The following is a 16,806-nucleotide window of genomic DNA, read 5'->3' as shown; positions in this document are numbered from 1 at the left end:
CGAGTCGGGAACGACGGACGTCGACACGACCCGAGGGGCGCCGCCGCCCACAGCGCCGGTCGTCAACCGACGCCCAGCAGCGCCCGGACACGATCGGTGTCGTCCTCGAGCTCGGCGGGGGTCCCCGTGAAGGTCACCCGCCCTTTGCTCATCACCGCGACGTGGTCGGCGACCCGTAGTGCGAGGGCAAGGTTCTGCTCGACCAGCATGACGGTGACACCAGATCGCGAGAGCTCCTGGATCACCTCGCCCACCAGCTGGATGATCGACGGAGCCAGGCCGTCGGAGGGTTCGTCCATGAGCAGGAGCCTGGGGTTGGTCACCAGCGCTCGAGCGATGCTCAGCATCTCCTGCTCTCCGCCCGAGAGGTGACCCGCAGAGGTACGGCGCCGCTCCGCGAGTCCGGGGAAGAGGTCGAAGACGCGGTCCGGAGACCAGTCGCCGAGAAACCCTCGTCTGGCTGCGATCCGGATGTTCTCCTCGACCGTCAGAGGAGAGAAGACGCGGCGTCCCTGCGGGACCAGGGCGATGCCCGCCCGAGCGATGACATGGGTCGACAGACCCAGCAGCTCACGGTCCCGGTAGCGGACCGAGCCGGTGGCCCTGAGCATCCCCATCACCGCGTGCACCAACGTCGTCTTCCCGACTCCGTTTCGCCCGAGCAGCGCGAGCACGCCGCCCTCCGCCACGGCGAGATCCACGCCGTCCAGGGCCCGGGTGCCCGGATAGCCACCCGCGAGGTCCTCGATCACCAGCAGAGTCACGCGACCGGCCCTCCCGACGACCTGGTTCCCGATTCGACCGTCTCGTCGAGTGCCGTCGGCAGCCGCGCCTGCTCCTCTGGGGCCACGCCCAGATAGGTGCGCTGGACCACCTCGGACATTCGCACCTCGTCGGGGGTGCCGTCACAGATCACCGCTCCCAGATGAAGGACCGTCACCCGGTCGGCCACCGAGAACACCACGTCGAGGTCGTGCTCGATGATCAGGACCGTGATCTCCCGCGACAGGCCGTCCAACAACTGGACGAAGCGTGTCGTCTCGGTCGCGGACATTCCGGCCGTGGGCTCATCGAGGAGCAGCACCGCCGGCTCGACGCCGAGTGCGAGCGCGACCTCCAACTGTCGCCGCTCGCCATGGGAGAGCGTCCCTGCCGGTGCCGCGGCCCGGTCGGCCAGGCCGACCAGCTCGAGCGCGTCCTCGGCCGCGGCCACCGCTCGACGGCTCCGTCGGCCCAACGGGTTGCCCGGGTTGCCGTAGAGCCGATGGGTCGCGAGGAGCACGTTGTCCCTCAGCGTCATCGCCGGAAAGACGCTCGAGTGCTGGAAGGTCTTGACGAGACCACCGCGTGCGCGCCGGTGGTCGCGCCATCGGGTGATGTCCTGGCCGAGCATGGACACCTGCCCCGCCGACGGCGCCAGCGTCCCCGCGACGAGGGCCAGCAGCGTCGACTTGCCGGCGCCGTTCGGGCCGATCACGGCTCGCCGTTCACCACGCGCGACGACGAGGCTCACGTCCTCGACGGCGACCACCGAGCCGTACCGCTTGGTCAGCCCGGTCACGGTCAACGCGCTCTCGCTCATGTGCCCACCACCGGTCGGTCATCGCCGAGAAGCACGGCAACCGAACCGCAACCCTCCCCTCTCCTACCCCGGCGCGTCGCACCGATCCCCGCGAGGCCGCGCGGAAGCAGGTACACGGCGACGACGAACAGCCCACCGAGGACGAGTGGTCCGTTCCCCCCAAGATCCTGGCTCACCACGTTGGTCATCAGGACCACCACCGTGGCGGCCAGGCACGCGCCCCACATCGACTCGACCCCCCCGATCACGACGGCGAGCAGCAAGAGCCCCGCGATGCGGAACGACAGTTGGTCGGGCGCGATGAACCGCGGCAGCTGTGCGACCGCGATCCACCCCGAGGCGCCGGCGATGCCTCCCGAGATCACCCACACGGCGTACTTGTAACCCGCCGTGGGATACCCCAGGCTGCGCATCCGCGGCTCGTTGTCGCGAATCCCGCGCAGGGCGGAGCCGAACGGCGAGCGTACGACGAGCAGGACGAGGCCCCCGAAGACCACGAAGACCAGTAGCGCCGTCCAGTAGACCTGGCCGCTGAGGATGACGGGGTCGGATCCGAACAGCCGGAACGGCGCGCCCGCCGACATTCCGTCGCTGCCGCGCGTCACGTCTCGCCACTGCAGGGCCAGGGCGTGCAGCAACTGCCCGATGGCCAGGGAGAGCATCAGGAAGAACACCTTGGCCGCCCGGACCGCGATCCACCCGGTGAGGGCAGCCACGAGGACTCCCGACAGCACCGCGACGAGCAGCTGAAGCAGTGCGTCGTCCGACACCTCCCGAGCGAAGATGGCGACCCCGTAGCTTGCGACGCCCGCGTAGGCAGCGTGCGCCAACGACAGGAGGCCGGCGTGGCCCGCCACCATGCTGATCGACATCGCGAGCAGCGCGAACGCGAGGACGTTGGTCAAGATCACCATCGCGTAGACCGTCGCTCCTAGCAGCGGAGCCGCCGCGAGGGCGAGCAGCACCGTGCCCGTGACCACTGGCATCGGGCGCCTGCGAACTCGGCCGATCACCGGACGCCTGCCATGGCCGCCGGGATGAGCCCTTGGGGGCGGAAGGTCAGGACCAACACCATCGCTCCGAACATCACGAAGGACGCCGCCTCCGGGGCCACCAGCACCCCGACGTTCTGGACCGTGCCGATCAGCAGGGAGCCCAACAGCGTGCCGAGCACCGAGCCGAGGCCGCCGATGACGATCACGACCAGCGCCAGCAGCAGGATCTGATCCCCGAGCCCGGCGGTGGCGCCCTCCACCGGGCCGGCGAGGACGCCGGCTGCGACCGCCAGCGCCGAGGCGCAGCCGAAGGTGACGATGGCGACCTTGCGGACGTCGATTCCGACCGCCTCGACCATGGCGCGGTCCGCCACCGTCGCGCGCACCATGGCGCCGGCCGGAGTACGCTCCACGACGTACCACACCACCGCCGCGATCACCGCGCCGAGGGCGATGATCGCGAGCCGGTAGAGGGGATAGACGGCGCCGAAGACCTGGGTGGACTCCGCCAGCGGTCCGGGGGCCGCCGCGGAGTGGTCGTCTCGCCCGAAGACCATCAGCAACAGCTCGGTGATCACCAGTCCCAGGCCGAGGGTGAGCAGCGCCTGGTCCATGTGCCCCCGTCGAACCAGCGGCGCGGTCGCGATCATGAGGGCGACGCCCAGCGCGGCCCCGACAAGCACTGCCGCCAGCAACGCCGTCAGGAAGCTCGACCAGGTCGCGGTCGCCTCGCCGGCTATTCGGTAGCCCAGGTAGGCGCCGGTGAGGAAGAACGCGCCGTGTGCGAGGTTGAGCACGTCGAGCAGGCCGAAGATCACGGTGAGCCCCACCGACATCATGAAGAGCAACAGCCCGGTCGCCACGCCGTTCAGCAACACTCCGCCGTAGTTCGCGAACCAGTCCATGGTCAGGTCCTGTCCTCGCCGCCGAGCGGGCTCAGGATCGGCCGAGCTCGTCGATCGTCACGTTCCGTAGCCCGTCCAGAGTGTCTTGGACCTCGACGAGGTAGAACGACTGTTTGACGGTGTTGGTGTCGTCGAACTCGAGCTCACCACGAACCCCGACGACCTTGACCTCGGCCACGGCGTCCCGGAGCGCCGTGCGGGTGAAGTCGCCGTCCACGTTCCCCGCCGCCTGGTCGAGCATGAGCCCGATGTCGTACATGTTGGCCGCGTACACGGTCGGCAACACGCCGTAGCGCTCCTGGTAGGCGCGGACGAAGGCTGCGTTCTCCGGGCTGTCGAGGTCCCAGTTGTACCTGGTCGCGTTGCGCACGCCCAGGGCTGCCGACCCTTCGGCCTCGAGCGCCGTCCCCTCGGTCAGGAAGCCGGCGCTGTAGAGCTTGAGCGACTTCTTCAGACCGAACTGGCTGAACTGCTTGGTGAACTCGATCGCCTCTCCCCCTGCGTAGAAGACGAACGCGGTGTCGGCGCCCGAGGCCCGCAGCTTCGCCAGGTAGGGGGAGTAGTCGGAGGTCGAGTTGTACGGCGTGTACAGCTCGCCGACGATCCGGTCCGCCGGGAACGTCTCCTTGAAGCCGGCGATGGTCTCCCGGCCGCCGGAGTAGTCCGAGGCCATCAGGAAGACCTTGCCGGTCGCGTCGTCGGCGGCCAGCCGCTCACCGAGGAGACGGCCCGGGTCGCCGTTGTCGTAGGAGGCGCGGAAGATCCAGTCCGACTTGAGGTCGGTCCCCAGCTGGACGGCGCCGGTGTTGCCGAGGAGGGCCGGCACCTGCGCCGCGTCGAAGATGTCGCGGCTGCCCATCGCGGTCGGTCCTGCGACGATTCCCACCACGACGTCGACCATGTCCTGCTGCGCGAGGCGGGTCGCTCCGGCGACACCGGTCTGCGGATCGGCTCCCTCGTCGACCGTGACGAGCTCGACCTCGCGTCCACCGAGTTGGTTGCCGTTCTCCTCCAGGAACAGCTTGAAGCCCTGTTCCATGTCCTTGCCGACCGACGAGAACACGCCGGACTGGGGGACGAGGAGACCGACCTTGATCTTGCCGTTGTCGGCTCCTCCGGAGCCTCCTCCGAGCGCGCCGCCGCCGCAAGCGGCGGTGAGAAGAGCCACGAGGACGAGGCCGGTCAGCGTCGCCGCCCGATTCCGGATCTTCTGCATGCCGACCTCCTGAGCCGAGTGACAGCGACCGCCGCACGAAGGTGCGAAGCCAGTAGCGAACCACGGCTCTGACCCGGTCCGTAGTCCTCATCCGGGTACATTCGGCCGCCGACAGCGCCCGACGACGCGGTGGCCATCGGGCCGGGGCGGCGCGGTCAGCCCAGTTTCGCCTGCATCCAGTCCGCCGCGCAGTGGAGCGCCGGCCGATGGTTGTCGAACTGGGTGTGTGCAGCGCCGCCGTTCTTGCCGTCGAAGACGACGAGCGACTTGTCCGGACTGCTGACGCGCTCGTAGACCGCCACGGCATCGGCCAGCGGCACCTGCTGGTCCTCGGCGCCGTGCATGATGAGGAACGGTTTCGTGATCTGTTCGGCGAAGTCGGCGACCTTGAACTGCGCGATGCGCTCGACGGCGTCCTCCATGTTGGTCGTACCGGTGATGAACATCAGCTGGAAGGTGGGAGCCGCCGAGGATCCGTTCCCGGCCATCCGCTCGACCCACACCCGGTGGTAGTCGTAGATGGCGCCCCAGGCGATCGTCGCCTTCAACCTCGGCTCGTACGCCGCCGATCGGGCGGCGTAATAGCCACCCAGGCTGCTCCCCACCAGGCCGATACGTTCCGGATCCACCTCCGGCCGGCCCTGCAGATAGTCGACGGCCGCGCCGACCGGCCGTTCGTAGTCGTGACGTGTGTAGAGGTTCTGCAGCCTCAGGGCTTCCCCGACGCCCGGGGTATCGAGGAAGAGGCAGTTGAGTCCGCGCAGGGCGAACTGTTCTCGAGCACGTAGGAACCAGAGCTCCTTGGTCGTGTCCAACCCGCAGACGAAGATCACCGTGGGGCGGGGACCGGCGCCCTGGATGGCATGCATGAAGTAGGCCGGGAGCGTGGTGTCCTCGAACGGCACGAGCACCCGCTCGATCGTGGCCGGTGCTGCCTGACGTGCGGTCTCGAAGCAGCGCAGTACGTCGCGGTAGCTCTCCAGCCTCCGGGAGTCGCTGGGGTTGATGAAGTGCTCGGAGATCGTGTGATACAGCGATGCCAGGAACATGTCCTCGGATCGGCTGACGCCAGCCTTGCCCGACGACCGGTCCTCCACGAGCTCGGCCAGGTCGCGCCAGGCCTCGTGCCACACTTCGTCGTCGCCGACCTGATCTGTCAGGCGCGGCAGGATGATCCCGACATCGCCCATCTCAGCTCCCGCCGCGAAGGCGAGAAGCGTGTTGTACGACCAGCGGTAGTGGTCGGGGAAGAATGAGTACATCCTGATCTCTCCATCGTCGGGGCGCGGCGCAGCCGGGTGAGGTGCGCCGTGGTTCAACTGCGACACAACCAGGGCTAGCGGTGCCGGGCGGGCCTTCTCCTCACAGGTCGAGCACCAACCGACCGCTGCGACAGCGGGACACGCAGATCATCATCACGGTGTTGGAGCGCTGCTCCTCGGGAGTCAGGACATGATCGCGGTGCTCGGCCTCGCCCTCGAGGATCGCCGTCTCGCAGCTTCCGCAGATGCCGTCCTGGCAGTCACTGAGCACATGAGCGCCTGCGGCGCGCACCTCGCGCAGGATGGTCGATGTGGGGCCCACCTCGATCGTCATCCCGGAGCGCCGCAGTTCGACCTCGAACGGCGGATCGGAGTCGACCTCGGCACTGTCGACGACAGGAGCGCTGAAGAGCTCATACCGGATCTGCTCCGAGCGCTGCGACTCGTCGGCGGCTCGCCTGACGTCGTCGATCAAGCCGGCCGGCCCGCAGACGTAGAGCAGGTGCTCGGGCTCGAGTCCGGCTACCACGCCACGGACGTCGGGCCGGCCGACCTCCTCCGTGACGCAGATCTGCACTCCCTCGCCTAGGTCCACCACCTCGTCCAGCAGGGCCATCGAAGCGCGACTCCGGCCGGCGTACAACGTGCGACAGGGCACGGAGGGCGACGAGCGCCGGACGTGCCTGGCCATGGTCAGGATCGGGGTGATGCCGATGCCACCGGCAACGAAGACGTACCCGGACGCCTCCTCGAGCGCGAAGTGATTGCGCGGCGGGCGGATCTGGAGGACGTCGCCGACTGTCAGCTCCTCGTGAACCCAGCGCGAGCCGCCTCGCCCGTCCGGCTCACGCCGGACCGCGATGCGGTAGGAGCTCAGGTCGTCCGGCTCCCCGCACAGCGAGAACTGGCGCACCGTGCCGTCGGGCAACACGACGTCGACGTGGGCGCCCGGCTCCCATGGCGGCAGGGCGGCGGCACTGGAGCGCCGCAACACCAGCGACCGGACATTGCTCGACTCGAATCGTGCCTCGGTCAGCCGGACGCTCAGCAGAGCGTGGTCACCAGGTGACGTCAAGGCGGTCCAGCCCTCGGTGGTTGTAGCTCGGCTTGTAGGTGGCCTCGGACCCGTCGTTCCGGTTCGCCGAACCGGACAGAAGCACCGACTCGGTACTCGCCGAGACGGTGGTGCCGCCGATCGTCGCCGCACGGGTCGTGATCCTCTTCGAGCCGCCATGGGGCGAGTCGTGTCGTAGGGTCTCCTCGATGATGTGGGGGAGGGGCACATCGTGCGTGGTCATGGCTCTCCTGGACGGTCCTTGCGAAGTCGACATCGGCGATCGACAGGTGCCTCTCACTGGAGTCTCGAGGCACGCTACTAACGGCGAGATGTGGTGGCTGTCACCCGAACGAGGCAACTCCAACGGCCGGTCTGCTGCTGCGATGGCGCAGTGGGAAAGGTCGGCGCCCGGGCATGTCGGCCACGCAGTAGAGCGTCGGACCGGCCCTCGGACCGCAACGACCTTGCCGTCCCCACCGGACGCGGACTCGCCTGGCCTCGGCAGCTGAGGCAGCGACCTGGCTACCAACTGACGTCGAGTCTCTGGAGTCCTCGGAAGAAGTAGCTGGCGACATAGGTGGGCTGGTATCCGTCCGCCAGGCGGAGATCGGGCAGCCGGTCGAGCAGGGTGCTCACCGAGACGCGCACCTCCGTCCGCGCCAGCTGGGCGCCCGGGCATTGGTGGATTCCGCCGCCGAAGGCGAGGTGGTCACCGATGTTGGGACGGTCGAGCTGGAACTCGTCCGGCTCGTCGAACCGGGTCTCGTCCCGGTTGGCAGAGCCGAACAGCAACAGCAGCGCGGTGCCGGCCGGTAGGGTCGTCTCCGCGATCGTCGCCTCACGGGTCGTGATCCGCATCAGACCCCGGTGCGGAGCGTCGCGACGCAGAGTCTCCTCGATGACCATGGGCAGCATCGTCCGATCGGCCAGGACCTGCTCCCAGAGCTTGCGATCGTCGCGAAGCATCGCCAGCAGGGTGCTGGTGATCAGGTTCATCGTGGTGTCGTGGCCCGCGAGGCGAAGCCCTCGGAACAGGAAGTGCAGATCGTCGCGCCGGACCGGCCCGAACTCGTTGGTCCCGTGCACGAGGTCGGACATGAGGTCCTCTCGCGGATTCGCCTGGCGGTCGGCCGCCATGGCGTCGATGTACTCCTGGTACTCGACGAGGCGCCTGGCGGCTTGGACCTTGTCGCCCTCGGCCAGCGGGCTCAGCAGCAGCAGGTGATCGTCGGTCCACGCCTGGACCTTGCTGACGTCCTCGACGGGAACACCGAAGAGGAGACTGATGATGTGCTGCACGTACGGGTCGACATAGTCATGGACCAGCTCGGCCGAGGATCCCCGCGCGATCAGCGCGTCGACCAGGTCGCCCGACTTCTGCGTCATCGCATTCAGCTGCTGTCGCACCCGGCGGCCCGACACGGCGTGGTTGATGATGCCGCGCAGCGGGGTGTGCGCCGGCTCGTCGGTGTTGACCAGCGTCTCGGCCTCGGGGATCAGCGCCTCGAGCTCCTCGAGGACCTCGGAGGGCTGGTTGTCCCACATGGAGCCGATGGAGTTGGCCGAGGAGAAGGTCTCCGGATCGGCCACGACCGACTTGATGTCGTCGTAACGGGTCACGACGTAGGCGTTCAGGGCCGGCGCGTAGCACACGGGCTGCTCGTGACGGGCCCACGCGTAGAAGGGGTTGGGGTCGTCCCGGTGGGGCGCCACCATGGGGTTGAAGCTCTGCAACTCCTGGGTACTCATCATCGTCCTCGTCTCTGGTGTTCTCTCGCGGTTCGAGCGCGCCGGTCAGTAGGGGAAGGAGGGACGACCGTGATTCACGGAGATCCACTGGGTGGTGGTGAACTCCTCGATGTTCGCGGTCCCGTTGAGACGACCGGTCCCGGACTGCCCTTCGCCACCGAAGGGGACAAGGGGCTCGTCGGCAATGGTCGAGTCGTTGATGTGGACCATCGCGGTGCTCAGCCGGCGCGCGAGCCGCACGCCGCGGTCGAGGTCGCGAGTGTGGATGGCACCGCTCAGTCCGAAGACCGTGTCGTTGGCGATGGCCACGGCCTCCTCGTCGTCGTCGAACTGCATGATCAGCACGACGGGCCCGAACAGCTCTCCGCGCGCGATGTCGTCGGTGTTGTTGACCGCTTCGAGGACGATCGGTGCCAGGACGTTGCCGTCGGCTCCACCGCGCACCAGCGGCCGGGCGCCCCCGCTGACCGCTGCCTCGACCTGTGCCTCGAGCGCGGCGACCTGCCGCTTGCTGATCAGCGGGCCGATGACGGTGCTCGGATCCGCAGGATCGCCCATGGTCAGGGAGCGCACCTTGGTGACGAAGCGGTCGCTGAACTCCTCGGCGATCGCCGAGTGCACCAGGATCCGGTTGGCCGCCATGCAGACTTGACCCTGGTGCATGAAGCGGCTGAAGACGGCGGCGTCGACGGCGAGATCGAGGTCCGCGTCGTCGCAGACGATGAAGGCGTTGTTTCCACCGAGCTCGAGGATCGCCTTCTTGAAGTGTCGCGCCGCGACCTCCCCGACGTGCCGGCCGACCGCGGTGGATCCGGTGAACGCGAGCACCCGAGGAACGGGATGCTCCAAGAAATGATCGCCGATGGTCGGGATCTCGGTGACCACCACGTTCAGCAGCCCGCTGGGCAGCCCGGCCTCCTCGAAGATGGAGGCGAAGAGCGTCCCTCCGGTCAACGGCGTCTCCTCGTGTGGTTTGAGCACGACGCCATTGCCGGCGGCGAGTGCGGGCGCGACACATCGCATGGAGAGGAAGAACGGCGTGTTGTAGGGGCTGATGACCCCGACGACCCCGACCGGGCGACGGTAGACGAAGTTCTCGGCGTCAGCCACGGGGGACGGGTAGATGCGTCCCTCGATGCGCAGCGGGAGGCTGGCAGCCTCCTTGAGCGAGTCGATGGCGATGGAGACCTCGAAGTTCGCCTTCAGCACGGTGCTGCCACCCTCGGCGACGATGAGAGCTACGATCTCGTCGCGTCGCTCCCCGACGATGGCCGCCGCTCGTTCGAGCACCGTCCGCTTCTCGTAGGCGTTGACGCCCTCCCATGCCTGCTGACTCCGACTGGCGGCTTGATACGCGTCGTCGACGTCCTCACGACTTGCAACAGCGATCTCCCCCAGAACGTCTCCGTTGAAGGGGTTGGTGTCCACCAGGACCTTGTCGCCCCTGCCCGGCCGCCACTGTCCGTCGATGTACTGGCGGGTGAGTCGCGCGTGGTCCATCTCGTCCTCTTTCGTCCGTCGCTACTTCGATCGGTCTTGGCGCCGACCGCGGTTCGAATGTGACGTGGAACACTGCCAGGGGCACGGGCCCCGAATCATCAGTAGAACTACCGATGTTCGGCACGAGGGTGCCTCGCGTCGGGCCGCCACGGAGGGATCGGCGGCGCAGCATGCCCCCGGCGGCTACGCATGGGCTCCGCCTCACTGTGCCACGGCCTCGGTGGCGCGGAACCTGGTGACCTGGACGGCGAGGTCGACGCGCGATCGCAGCCCGGTCTTGCGGTAGACCTGCTTGAGGTACTGCTTGACGGTATAGGGCGACAGACCGAGTTGATCGGCGATCTCGTGGTCGCGCAGACCACGACCGACGAGCAGGGCGACGTCCAGCTCGCGAGCGGAGAGCTCCGAGAGGAGCGACGAAGCCGGCGAGCTGACCGATGCCTCCGACACGGCCGCGAGTTCCCGGGCGAGCGCGCGGGTCACCACCTCGGCCAGGTCCGCCATGAGGGCGACCTCCTCGGGGGCGAAGCTCCCGTGCGCAGCGGTGCGCCCGAGGTTGAGAGTGCCGATGACGTGACCGGAGGCCACCAACGGGATGTAGAGGACGTGTGCCAGGCGAACGGATCTGAAGACGCGGACGTACGCGCTTGCCGAGCGCCACTCCTCGGCCGTGAAGATGTCGCTGCACTGGTATGGCCGGTGAGTTGTCAGCGCTTTGTGAAGGACGACGTCGTCGGCACGCGCGATGTCTTCGTAGGTCCTGAGGAAGCCAACGTTCACTCCTTTACCGACGGCCACGAGCAGCCGGCCGGTCGCTGGCTGCAGAAGATCCAATCCGGTCACCGTCACCGGCACCAGGCAGTCGCAGACATCGAGTGCTCCGGCCAGAAGCCTGGCGCAGTCCTGCGAATCGAGCAGGCGCGCCACGACCCGGAGGACGACCGACTTCGCCGAGTCGCCCGGACCACTTTCGGCCACGTACCGCCAGCTCGAGTGCGCTACGCCGAGGCTCGTCCGGAGCTGCTGCCATTGGCAGCCGTCGGCCGTGGCGGGTCCCCCGCGGCCCGCCACGGCGACGTGGACCGCGGCGCGCCCACCGGGGTGGTCGGTGTGCTGCTCGCCGGCGCTCCCGTCGGGGGAGCGATGCCGCATCACCGGCATCCTCCTGCCTGATCACCCGTCCGGACGTCTCTCGAGGGGCGGCGCCACCGGCCAGTGCGTGCCAAGGCGGCGCCGACACGCCGGATGACTCCTGGACGAGCTCCCGCTCGGAGACCACCGAACTCGGCCACGACGGATCAGCCCACTCGTTCGTAGACTCGCGCCCCGTCGACGTACGTCTGCTCCACGCGGATGTCGGGAATGCGGTCGGTCGGACAGTCGATCGGGTCCTGGTCCAAGACGACGAAGTTGGCCCGTTTGCCGACCTCGATACTGCCTTCCTCGTCGCCACGCTTGGAGGCGTGGGCGGGATTGATGGTGATCGCACGCAGCGCCTGGGCCGGGGTCACTGCCTCCTCGACATCGAAGGTCCGGCCCGAGGCGGTGGCGCGCGTGACCGCGGCCCACACGACCCGCATCGGGTTCAACGGCCCGGCCGGATGGTCCGAGCCGAAGCTGACCCGCGCGCCCGCCTCCATCATCGACCGGACGGGGTTCAACCGGAGATGCGGCTGGTCGGACCCGCGCCAAGCTGCGTCGAAGAAGTCCCCCGTGACATGTCCCACCCCCGGATTCGCGACGAGATCGACACCGAGCCGGGCGAGGCGCTCGCCTTGACGGGGATCGGCGACGAAGGCGTGCTCGATGCGAAGTACCTGTCCGGCGTCACTGCCACGACGCACCGTCTCGTAGGCATCCAGCACCATGTCGATCGAACAGTTGCCGATCGCATGGATGGCGGTATCGATCCCCAGCGTCGCCGCCCGGACGGCCAGGTCGTGCACCTGCTCGCGGGAGTAGAACAGGCCGCCACGATGCACGACGCAGCCGTTCTCGACCTTGTCGATCGCCGGCCCGTCGGGAAAGCCCGGATCCATGAAGACCTTGAGCGTGCCACCGCGCAAACGCGCGGAGTCGCGCTCGCGAACCTGTTCGACGAGGTCGTGGCGACGCAGATCCTGCATCGCGAAGAAGTAGTCGCCGTGATGGAGTTGCTGGATCGTCAGCGGCAGCCTGCCGCGCTCGTCGAGCCGCTGGTAGAGGGCGGCAACGTCGGCGCTGACCATGGCGTCGCCGACTCCGGTGATCCCCAGCGCGAGATACTCCGCGAGCTTCCGGGCGACCAGCTCCGCGGCCCGGTCGGGGTCACGTTGTGCGTAGTCGGCCCACGAGGCTGCATGGAACAGGGCGGCTGCCGTCTCCAGCAGATACCCGGTCGGATCTCCATGACGGTCTTTGTCGATGTAGCCCCCCGGCGGGTGCGGCCGGTGACTGTCGATGCCCAGTGCGGCGAGTCCGAGGCTGTTGGTCCACCCCTGGTGGCAGCTGACGTCGATGAGGAACACCGGGTTGGCAGGTGCCACCTCGTCGAGTTCGCGCCGGGTGGGTCCACGTTGCTCCGACACCGCGGATGGCAAGAAGTTGACGCCACGAACCCACTGCGACTCGGGCAGTCCGCGGCAGTGCGACTCCACGGCGCGCAGGATCTCGGCAAGGCTCGTCCCCGGCGCGGGGCCGCAGTCGACGCTGTCGGGCTCGAAGGCCGCAAGGCTGAGGTGATTGTGGGGGTCGATGATCCCCGGGATCACGGTGCGACCGCCGACATCGACGACGGTGACGTCCGGCATCGCGACAGGCCGGACCGTCTGGTCGGTCCCTACGGCGACGACGGTGTCACCACGCACCAGGAACGCCGACGCCGTGGAGTCCCGCTCGTCGACAGTGCGGACCTTCGCGTTGACCACCAGCAGCTCAGGCTTCACCATGGCGTGGAACGCTAGTCCGCTCCGTGCGGTCGGTGTTGTCACCCGTCGGGGTAGATACCGCCCGCGAGGTCGAGCCACGCGGCAGGGGCGGCGCGTGCGGCGAGGAGAAAGCCAGTCGCATTCGTGACGGTCGTGATCTCGGCGTATCCGGCGCCGGCAAACAGGGAGGTGACCTGGGCCGGCGGCCCACCCGAGGGCGGGCTGAACGCGCACACCACCCGACCTCCGGCCACCAGCACCCTCCGCAGCTCGACGAGCCCTGCGTGGGGGTCCGGCCAGAAGTGCAGGTTGTCGATCATCAGCGCCGCATCGAAGCTGTCGTCGGCGAACGGCAGGTGGGCGGCCTCAGCACGGACGAGAGTGAGCCTCCTCTGCCGGACGGCCTCGGCATTGCGCCGGGCGGCGTGCCGGTGCATCACCGCCGATGGGTCCACCCCGGTGACGTGCCCGCGAGGAACCCGGCGGACCAGTGCCGCCAGCCCGACACCCGGACCGAAGCCGATCTCGACCACTCGCGCGTGCGGTCCATCGATCGCCAGCAGATCCACCGCCTCTCGAGCCAGCGGTCCTCCGGTGCGTCCCATCAGCCGGGCGCCCGCCTCGCCAGCAGGACCCTGCGGGCGAACGAACATGCGGTACATGTCGATCACGGCACCGGCCTCCCTTCGCGCGCAGCAGCGGTTGCGGCGTGGGGCGTGAACGCCGCGGCCGGGGCGGCCATCCCCCACTCGTACATCGCATCGAGCACCGGTCGTAGCTGCCATCCCAGCGGGGTCAGCTCGTACACCACGCGCGGCGGGACCTCGGCATAGGAGGTGCGGGTGACGATCCCCCGCTCCTCGAACAGCCGCAGCCGATTGGTGAGCGTGTGCGCGCTGACCCCCGCCAGTGCCTCCCGGAGCTCACCGAAGCGGCGCGGGCCGTGCATCAGCTCACGCACGATCAGCGTGGCCCAGTGCCCGTCGAACAGCAGCAGGAACCGCGCTACTCCACACTCGGGAAGATCCGCTTCGCCCACGATTGCCACCCTAGCCCATTAGTGCAGTTGACGTAACTGATGCTTCGTGTGCACTAATGGGCGTCATGACCTACCTCGTGCACGGCGCCACCGGCGCTCAGGGCTCTCCCGTCGTCTCCGCCCTCAAGGCTGCCGGCCGACATCCGGTCGCCGCCGTACGCACTCCCGCTCATGCGCCCGAGGATGTCGACGCCACCGCCGTCGACCTCGGCGATGCGAGCTCTCTCACCGATGCCTACCGGGGCGCCGCGGGCGTGTTCGTCCACCTGCCCATGGGTGCACCCGAGCAGAGCATGGCGTACGCCGAGGCCGTCGCCGCCGCCGTCGCCGCCGCCCGACCGGACCGGGTGGTCATCTCCACGAGCGGACAGGTCCTCGACCAGCCCGGTTCGCCGCTCCAGGCATCGCCGGACAGCCCGATCGCGACTCTCATCCGCAAGGTCACCCAGACCGGCATCTCGACCGCGGTCGTCGCACCGCGGCTCTACTCCGAGAACCTCCTGCTGCCCGTCGTCGCCGGTCCCGCCCGACACGACGGCGTCCTGCGCTACCCGCTGCCCGAGCGGTTCCCCATCTCGTGGAGCTCCCATCTCGATGTCGCCGACGTCGTCGTGCGCCTCCTGACCGACACATCGGTGACCGGCACCGTTGCCGTCGGGCAGCTACCTGGCCTGACCGGACCGGACCTCGCGGCAGGGTTCGCCGACCACCTGCGGCGCCCCGTCCGCTACGAACCCATCGAGCCCGACGTCTTCGGCGAACTGATCACACCCCTGTTCGGTGCCCGGACCAGCGCCTCCGTCGTCGGCCTCTATCAGATGCTCAACGCACAAGCCGGCAACGTCATCGACAAGGCCAACAGCGCCCAACGGCTCCTCGGCCTCACCCCCCGCTCGGTGGCCCGGTGGCTCGACGAGGTCGGCTTCGGCGGCTGACGAGCCGCGCCACCACGGTGCGGTGCCCCGTCTTCGGGCGCGACGCCCGTGCAGGTGGTGACACGGGGCCCGGCCCGCTGTCGGACCGGACCTGTCGGATCAGGGCGCGGCGTCGTCGTCGTGGAACCCGGCTGCGATCGTCCCGGCGCCGTCGCGCTTGATCCATGCCAGGACGCAGCCGATCGCGATCACCACGACGAGGAGCCACGGCAGCTGTGCCACCGCGCCGCCGGTCACACCGATGAAGGCCTTCCAGTTGGCGACCGCCAGGTAGATGACGACGAGGATGCCTGCCGCGCCGAGGCCCGGGGCCACCAGCCCCGCCCATACCGTGGTCGCGCCCCGTCTGCGCCGGAAGAACAGGACCACCGAGATCGCCGTGCCTGCCTGCAGGGCCAGAATCCCGAGCGCCCCGAATGCGGTCAGCCTGGTGAAGACGACCAGGTAGGGGTGGGCGGCACCGATCACGAAGACGACCAGGATGCTTGCTCCGATGGCCGTGGTGACCAGGCTGGCGACGTGCGGAGACTGCCAGCGGTGATGGGTTCGACCCAACGTCATGGGGAGAACCCTGCCCCGGCCCAGCGAGAAGAAGTAGCGCGATGTCGTGTTGTGCAGTGCCACCAGCGAGGCGAGATAGCTGCTGATCAGCAGGACGTTCATGAGATCGGTTGACCAGCTACCGACGAATTCGGTGTTCGCCACCAGAACGAAGTTGGCGGGGTCGACGCCGGCGATCTGCTGCACCTCGCCGGCGGGGTAGGCGAGGCCGATCGCCCAGGTGATCGTGGCGTAGAAGAACGTGAGGAAGAGGATGGCGGTGTAGGTGGCGCGTGGGACCGTGCGACGAGGCTCTCGGGCCTCCTCGCCGTAGATCGCCGTCGCTTCGAATCCGATGAAGCAGGAGGCCGCGAAGAGCAGGGCGATGCCGGCGCCGCCGCCGAAGACGTCCTCCGGAACGAAGCCCTGCAGGGCGACACCCTCCGCGCCCCCCTTCGCCGGCGTGATGACGATGAACAGCGCCAGCAGGATCATCTCTGCGACGACCAGGACGCCGAGGACCTTGGCGCTGAAGTCGATCTCGACGTACCCCATCACTCCAGCGACGGCCACCGCGGCGAAGGTCCAGAGCTGCCAGGAGATGTCGACACCGAGCTCGTTGAGGACGATCGCGTTGGTGAAGTATCCGAAGCCGGCGTAGATGCCGATCAGCATCGAGTTGTAGGCCACCACTGCCACGGCGGCGGCGGCGAAGGCCGCCGTGCGGCCCATACCCCGCTCGATGTAGGCGGCGAAGCCAGCCGCGCTGATGACGTGTCGGCTCATCGCCGCGTAACCGACCGCGAACAACATCAAGACGATGCCGGCAAGCAGGTAGACGCCGGCCGCTTCGCGACCGACGACCCCGAAGATCACTGGCGCCATGCCCAAGGTCGCGGCGAGGGGGGAAGCAGCGGTGATGACGAGGAAGATGATCCCGATCGCACCGAGTGCGTCGGGTCGCAGCTTGAACTGCTTCGCCTCCGTCTCGCGCGAGGGTTCGATCGTGGGTGTCCCGTCGTGGGCTTGACTCATGGGTCGGGTGTCCTTCCTGCCGAGATGGCCTGATCGGCGCGGGGAGTCCCGGCGTCGAGGACTCCTGCTGCAGCGACTTCCTGCG

Annotated in this window: 16 protein-coding genes; 1 reads left to right on the top strand and 15 read right to left on the bottom strand. The window is 68.5% G+C overall.

The features are described from left to right. Window positions 1–62: 62 nt before the first annotated feature. The 14 genes from ACYVKX_RS09660 to ACYVKX_RS09595 form a co-directional block, all read right to left on the bottom strand. Window positions 63–764: an ABC transporter ATP-binding protein gene (locus tag ACYVKX_RS09660; protein ID WP_460831321.1), complete on the bottom strand. Its 702-nt coding sequence runs from the start codon at window positions 762–764 to the stop codon at window positions 63–65. Continuing rightward, complete coding sequence (locus ACYVKX_RS09655) at window positions 761–1,582, bottom strand: ABC transporter ATP-binding protein (protein ID WP_460831319.1); 822 nt, start codon at window positions 1,580–1,582, stop codon at window positions 761–763. Before ACYVKX_RS09655 ends, ACYVKX_RS09660 begins: the two co-directional genes overlap by 4 nt. Then, window positions 1,579–2,568 carry a branched-chain amino acid ABC transporter permease gene (locus ACYVKX_RS09650; RefSeq protein ID WP_460831317.1) on the bottom strand — a complete coding sequence of 330 codons (990 nt, stop codon included), beginning with the start codon at window positions 2,566–2,568 and terminating at the stop codon, window positions 1,579–1,581. Before ACYVKX_RS09650 ends, ACYVKX_RS09655 begins: the two co-directional genes overlap by 4 nt. A 23-nt stretch (window positions 2,569–2,591) precedes the next feature. Beyond that, window positions 2,592–3,482, bottom strand: a complete 891-nt coding sequence (locus tag ACYVKX_RS09645; protein WP_460831315.1) for a branched-chain amino acid ABC transporter permease — start codon at window positions 3,480–3,482, stop codon at window positions 2,592–2,594. Window positions 3,483–3,513: 31 nt separating this feature from the next. Continuing rightward, window positions 3,514–4,698, bottom strand: a complete 1,185-nt coding sequence (locus ACYVKX_RS09640; protein ID WP_460831313.1) for an ABC transporter substrate-binding protein — start codon at window positions 4,696–4,698, stop codon at window positions 3,514–3,516. Window positions 4,699–4,853: 155 nt separating this feature from the next. Continuing rightward, window positions 4,854–5,960 carry an alpha/beta hydrolase family protein gene (locus ACYVKX_RS09635; protein WP_460831311.1) on the bottom strand — a complete coding sequence of 369 codons (1,107 nt, stop codon included), beginning with the start codon at window positions 5,958–5,960 and terminating at the stop codon, window positions 4,854–4,856. 100 nt (window positions 5,961–6,060) lie between these two features. Beyond that, window positions 6,061–6,954, bottom strand: coding sequence for a PDR/VanB family oxidoreductase (locus ACYVKX_RS09630; RefSeq protein ID WP_460831309.1), 894 nt, complete (start codon window positions 6,952–6,954; stop codon window positions 6,061–6,063). Window positions 6,955–7,018: 64 nt separating this feature from the next. Further along, a complete protein-coding gene (locus tag ACYVKX_RS09625) occupies window positions 7,019–7,258 on the bottom strand; it encodes a hypothetical protein (protein ID WP_460831307.1) in 240 nt (79 codons plus the stop codon). A gap of 281 nt (window positions 7,259–7,539) precedes the next feature. Next, the gene (locus tag ACYVKX_RS09620; protein WP_460831305.1) at window positions 7,540–8,766 is read right to left on the bottom strand and encodes a cytochrome P450; all 1,227 of its coding nucleotides are present in this window, start codon (window positions 8,764–8,766) and stop codon (window positions 7,540–7,542) included. Between the two features lie 45 nt (window positions 8,767–8,811). Next, window positions 8,812–10,266 (bottom strand): aldehyde dehydrogenase family protein, encoded by a 1,455-nt coding sequence (locus tag ACYVKX_RS09615; RefSeq protein WP_460831301.1) that lies wholly within the window; start codon window positions 10,264–10,266, stop codon window positions 8,812–8,814. Between the two features lie 201 nt (window positions 10,267–10,467). Beyond that, window positions 10,468–11,193: a helix-turn-helix transcriptional regulator gene (locus ACYVKX_RS09610; protein WP_460831299.1), complete on the bottom strand. Its 726-nt coding sequence runs from the start codon at window positions 11,191–11,193 to the stop codon at window positions 10,468–10,470. 371 nt (window positions 11,194–11,564) lie between these two features. Then, window positions 11,565–13,193, bottom strand: coding sequence for an amidohydrolase (locus ACYVKX_RS09605; RefSeq protein ID WP_460831297.1), 1,629 nt, complete (start codon window positions 13,191–13,193; stop codon window positions 11,565–11,567). 38 nt (window positions 13,194–13,231) lie between these two features. After that, window positions 13,232–13,834: a class I SAM-dependent methyltransferase gene (locus ACYVKX_RS09600; RefSeq protein WP_460831644.1), complete on the bottom strand. Its 603-nt coding sequence runs from the start codon at window positions 13,832–13,834 to the stop codon at window positions 13,232–13,234. 5 nt (window positions 13,835–13,839) lie between these two features. Next, window positions 13,840–14,211, bottom strand: coding sequence for a winged helix-turn-helix transcriptional regulator (locus ACYVKX_RS09595; protein ID WP_460831295.1), 372 nt, complete (start codon window positions 14,209–14,211; stop codon window positions 13,840–13,842). 65 nt (window positions 14,212–14,276) lie between these two features. Between ACYVKX_RS09595 and ACYVKX_RS09590 the strand changes: the two genes are divergently transcribed. After that, window positions 14,277–15,146, top strand: coding sequence for an SDR family oxidoreductase (locus tag ACYVKX_RS09590; RefSeq protein ID WP_460831293.1), 870 nt, complete (start codon window positions 14,277–14,279; stop codon window positions 15,144–15,146). 99 nt (window positions 15,147–15,245) lie between these two features. Here the strand turns inward: ACYVKX_RS09590 and ACYVKX_RS09585 are convergent, their stop codons facing one another. Further along, window positions 15,246–16,721 (bottom strand): APC family permease, encoded by a 1,476-nt coding sequence (locus ACYVKX_RS09585; RefSeq protein ID WP_460831290.1) that lies wholly within the window; start codon window positions 16,719–16,721, stop codon window positions 15,246–15,248. Window positions 16,722–16,806: the final 85 nt, after the last annotated feature.

The organism is Nocardioides hungaricus (genome assembly GCF_054782915.1).
This window is presented reverse-complemented; position numbering and strand designations above follow the sequence as displayed.

What these genes read in the sequence shown, in the direction of transcription:
- ACYVKX_RS09585 (WP_460831290.1), bottom strand. Translation starts at nt 16,721, where the DNA reads ATGAGTCAAGCCCACGACGGGACACCCACGATCGAACCCTCGCGCGAG.
- ACYVKX_RS09620 (WP_460831305.1), bottom strand. Translation starts at nt 8,766, where the DNA reads ATGAGTACCCAGGAGTTGCAGAGCTTCAACCCCATGGTGGCGCCCCAC.
- ACYVKX_RS09645 (WP_460831315.1), bottom strand. Translation starts at nt 3,482, where the DNA reads ATGGACTGGTTCGCGAACTACGGCGGAGTGTTGCTGAACGGCGTGGCG.
- ACYVKX_RS09650 (WP_460831317.1), bottom strand. Translation starts at nt 2,568, where the DNA reads ATGCCAGTGGTCACGGGCACGGTGCTGCTCGCCCTCGCGGCGGCTCCG.
- ACYVKX_RS09625 (WP_460831307.1), bottom strand. Translation starts at nt 7,258, where the DNA reads ATGACCACGCACGATGTGCCCCTCCCCCACATCATCGAGGAGACCCTA.
- ACYVKX_RS09590 (WP_460831293.1), top strand. Translation starts at nt 14,277, where the DNA reads ATGACCTACCTCGTGCACGGCGCCACCGGCGCTCAGGGCTCTCCCGTC.
- ACYVKX_RS09635 (WP_460831311.1), bottom strand. Translation starts at nt 5,960, where the DNA reads ATGTACTCATTCTTCCCCGACCACTACCGCTGGTCGTACAACACGCTT.
- ACYVKX_RS09605 (WP_460831297.1), bottom strand. Translation starts at nt 13,193, where the DNA reads ATGGTGAAGCCTGAGCTGCTGGTGGTCAACGCGAAGGTCCGCACTGTC.
- ACYVKX_RS09655 (WP_460831319.1), bottom strand. Translation starts at nt 1,582, where the DNA reads ATGAGCGAGAGCGCGTTGACCGTGACCGGGCTGACCAAGCGGTACGGC.
- ACYVKX_RS09640 (WP_460831313.1), bottom strand. Translation starts at nt 4,698, where the DNA reads ATGCAGAAGATCCGGAATCGGGCGGCGACGCTGACCGGCCTCGTCCTC.
- ACYVKX_RS09615 (WP_460831301.1), bottom strand. Translation starts at nt 10,266, where the DNA reads ATGGACCACGCGCGACTCACCCGCCAGTACATCGACGGACAGTGGCGG.
- ACYVKX_RS09600 (WP_460831644.1), bottom strand. Translation starts at nt 13,834, where the DNA reads ATGTACCGCATGTTCGTTCGCCCGCAGGGTCCTGCTGGCGAGGCGGGC.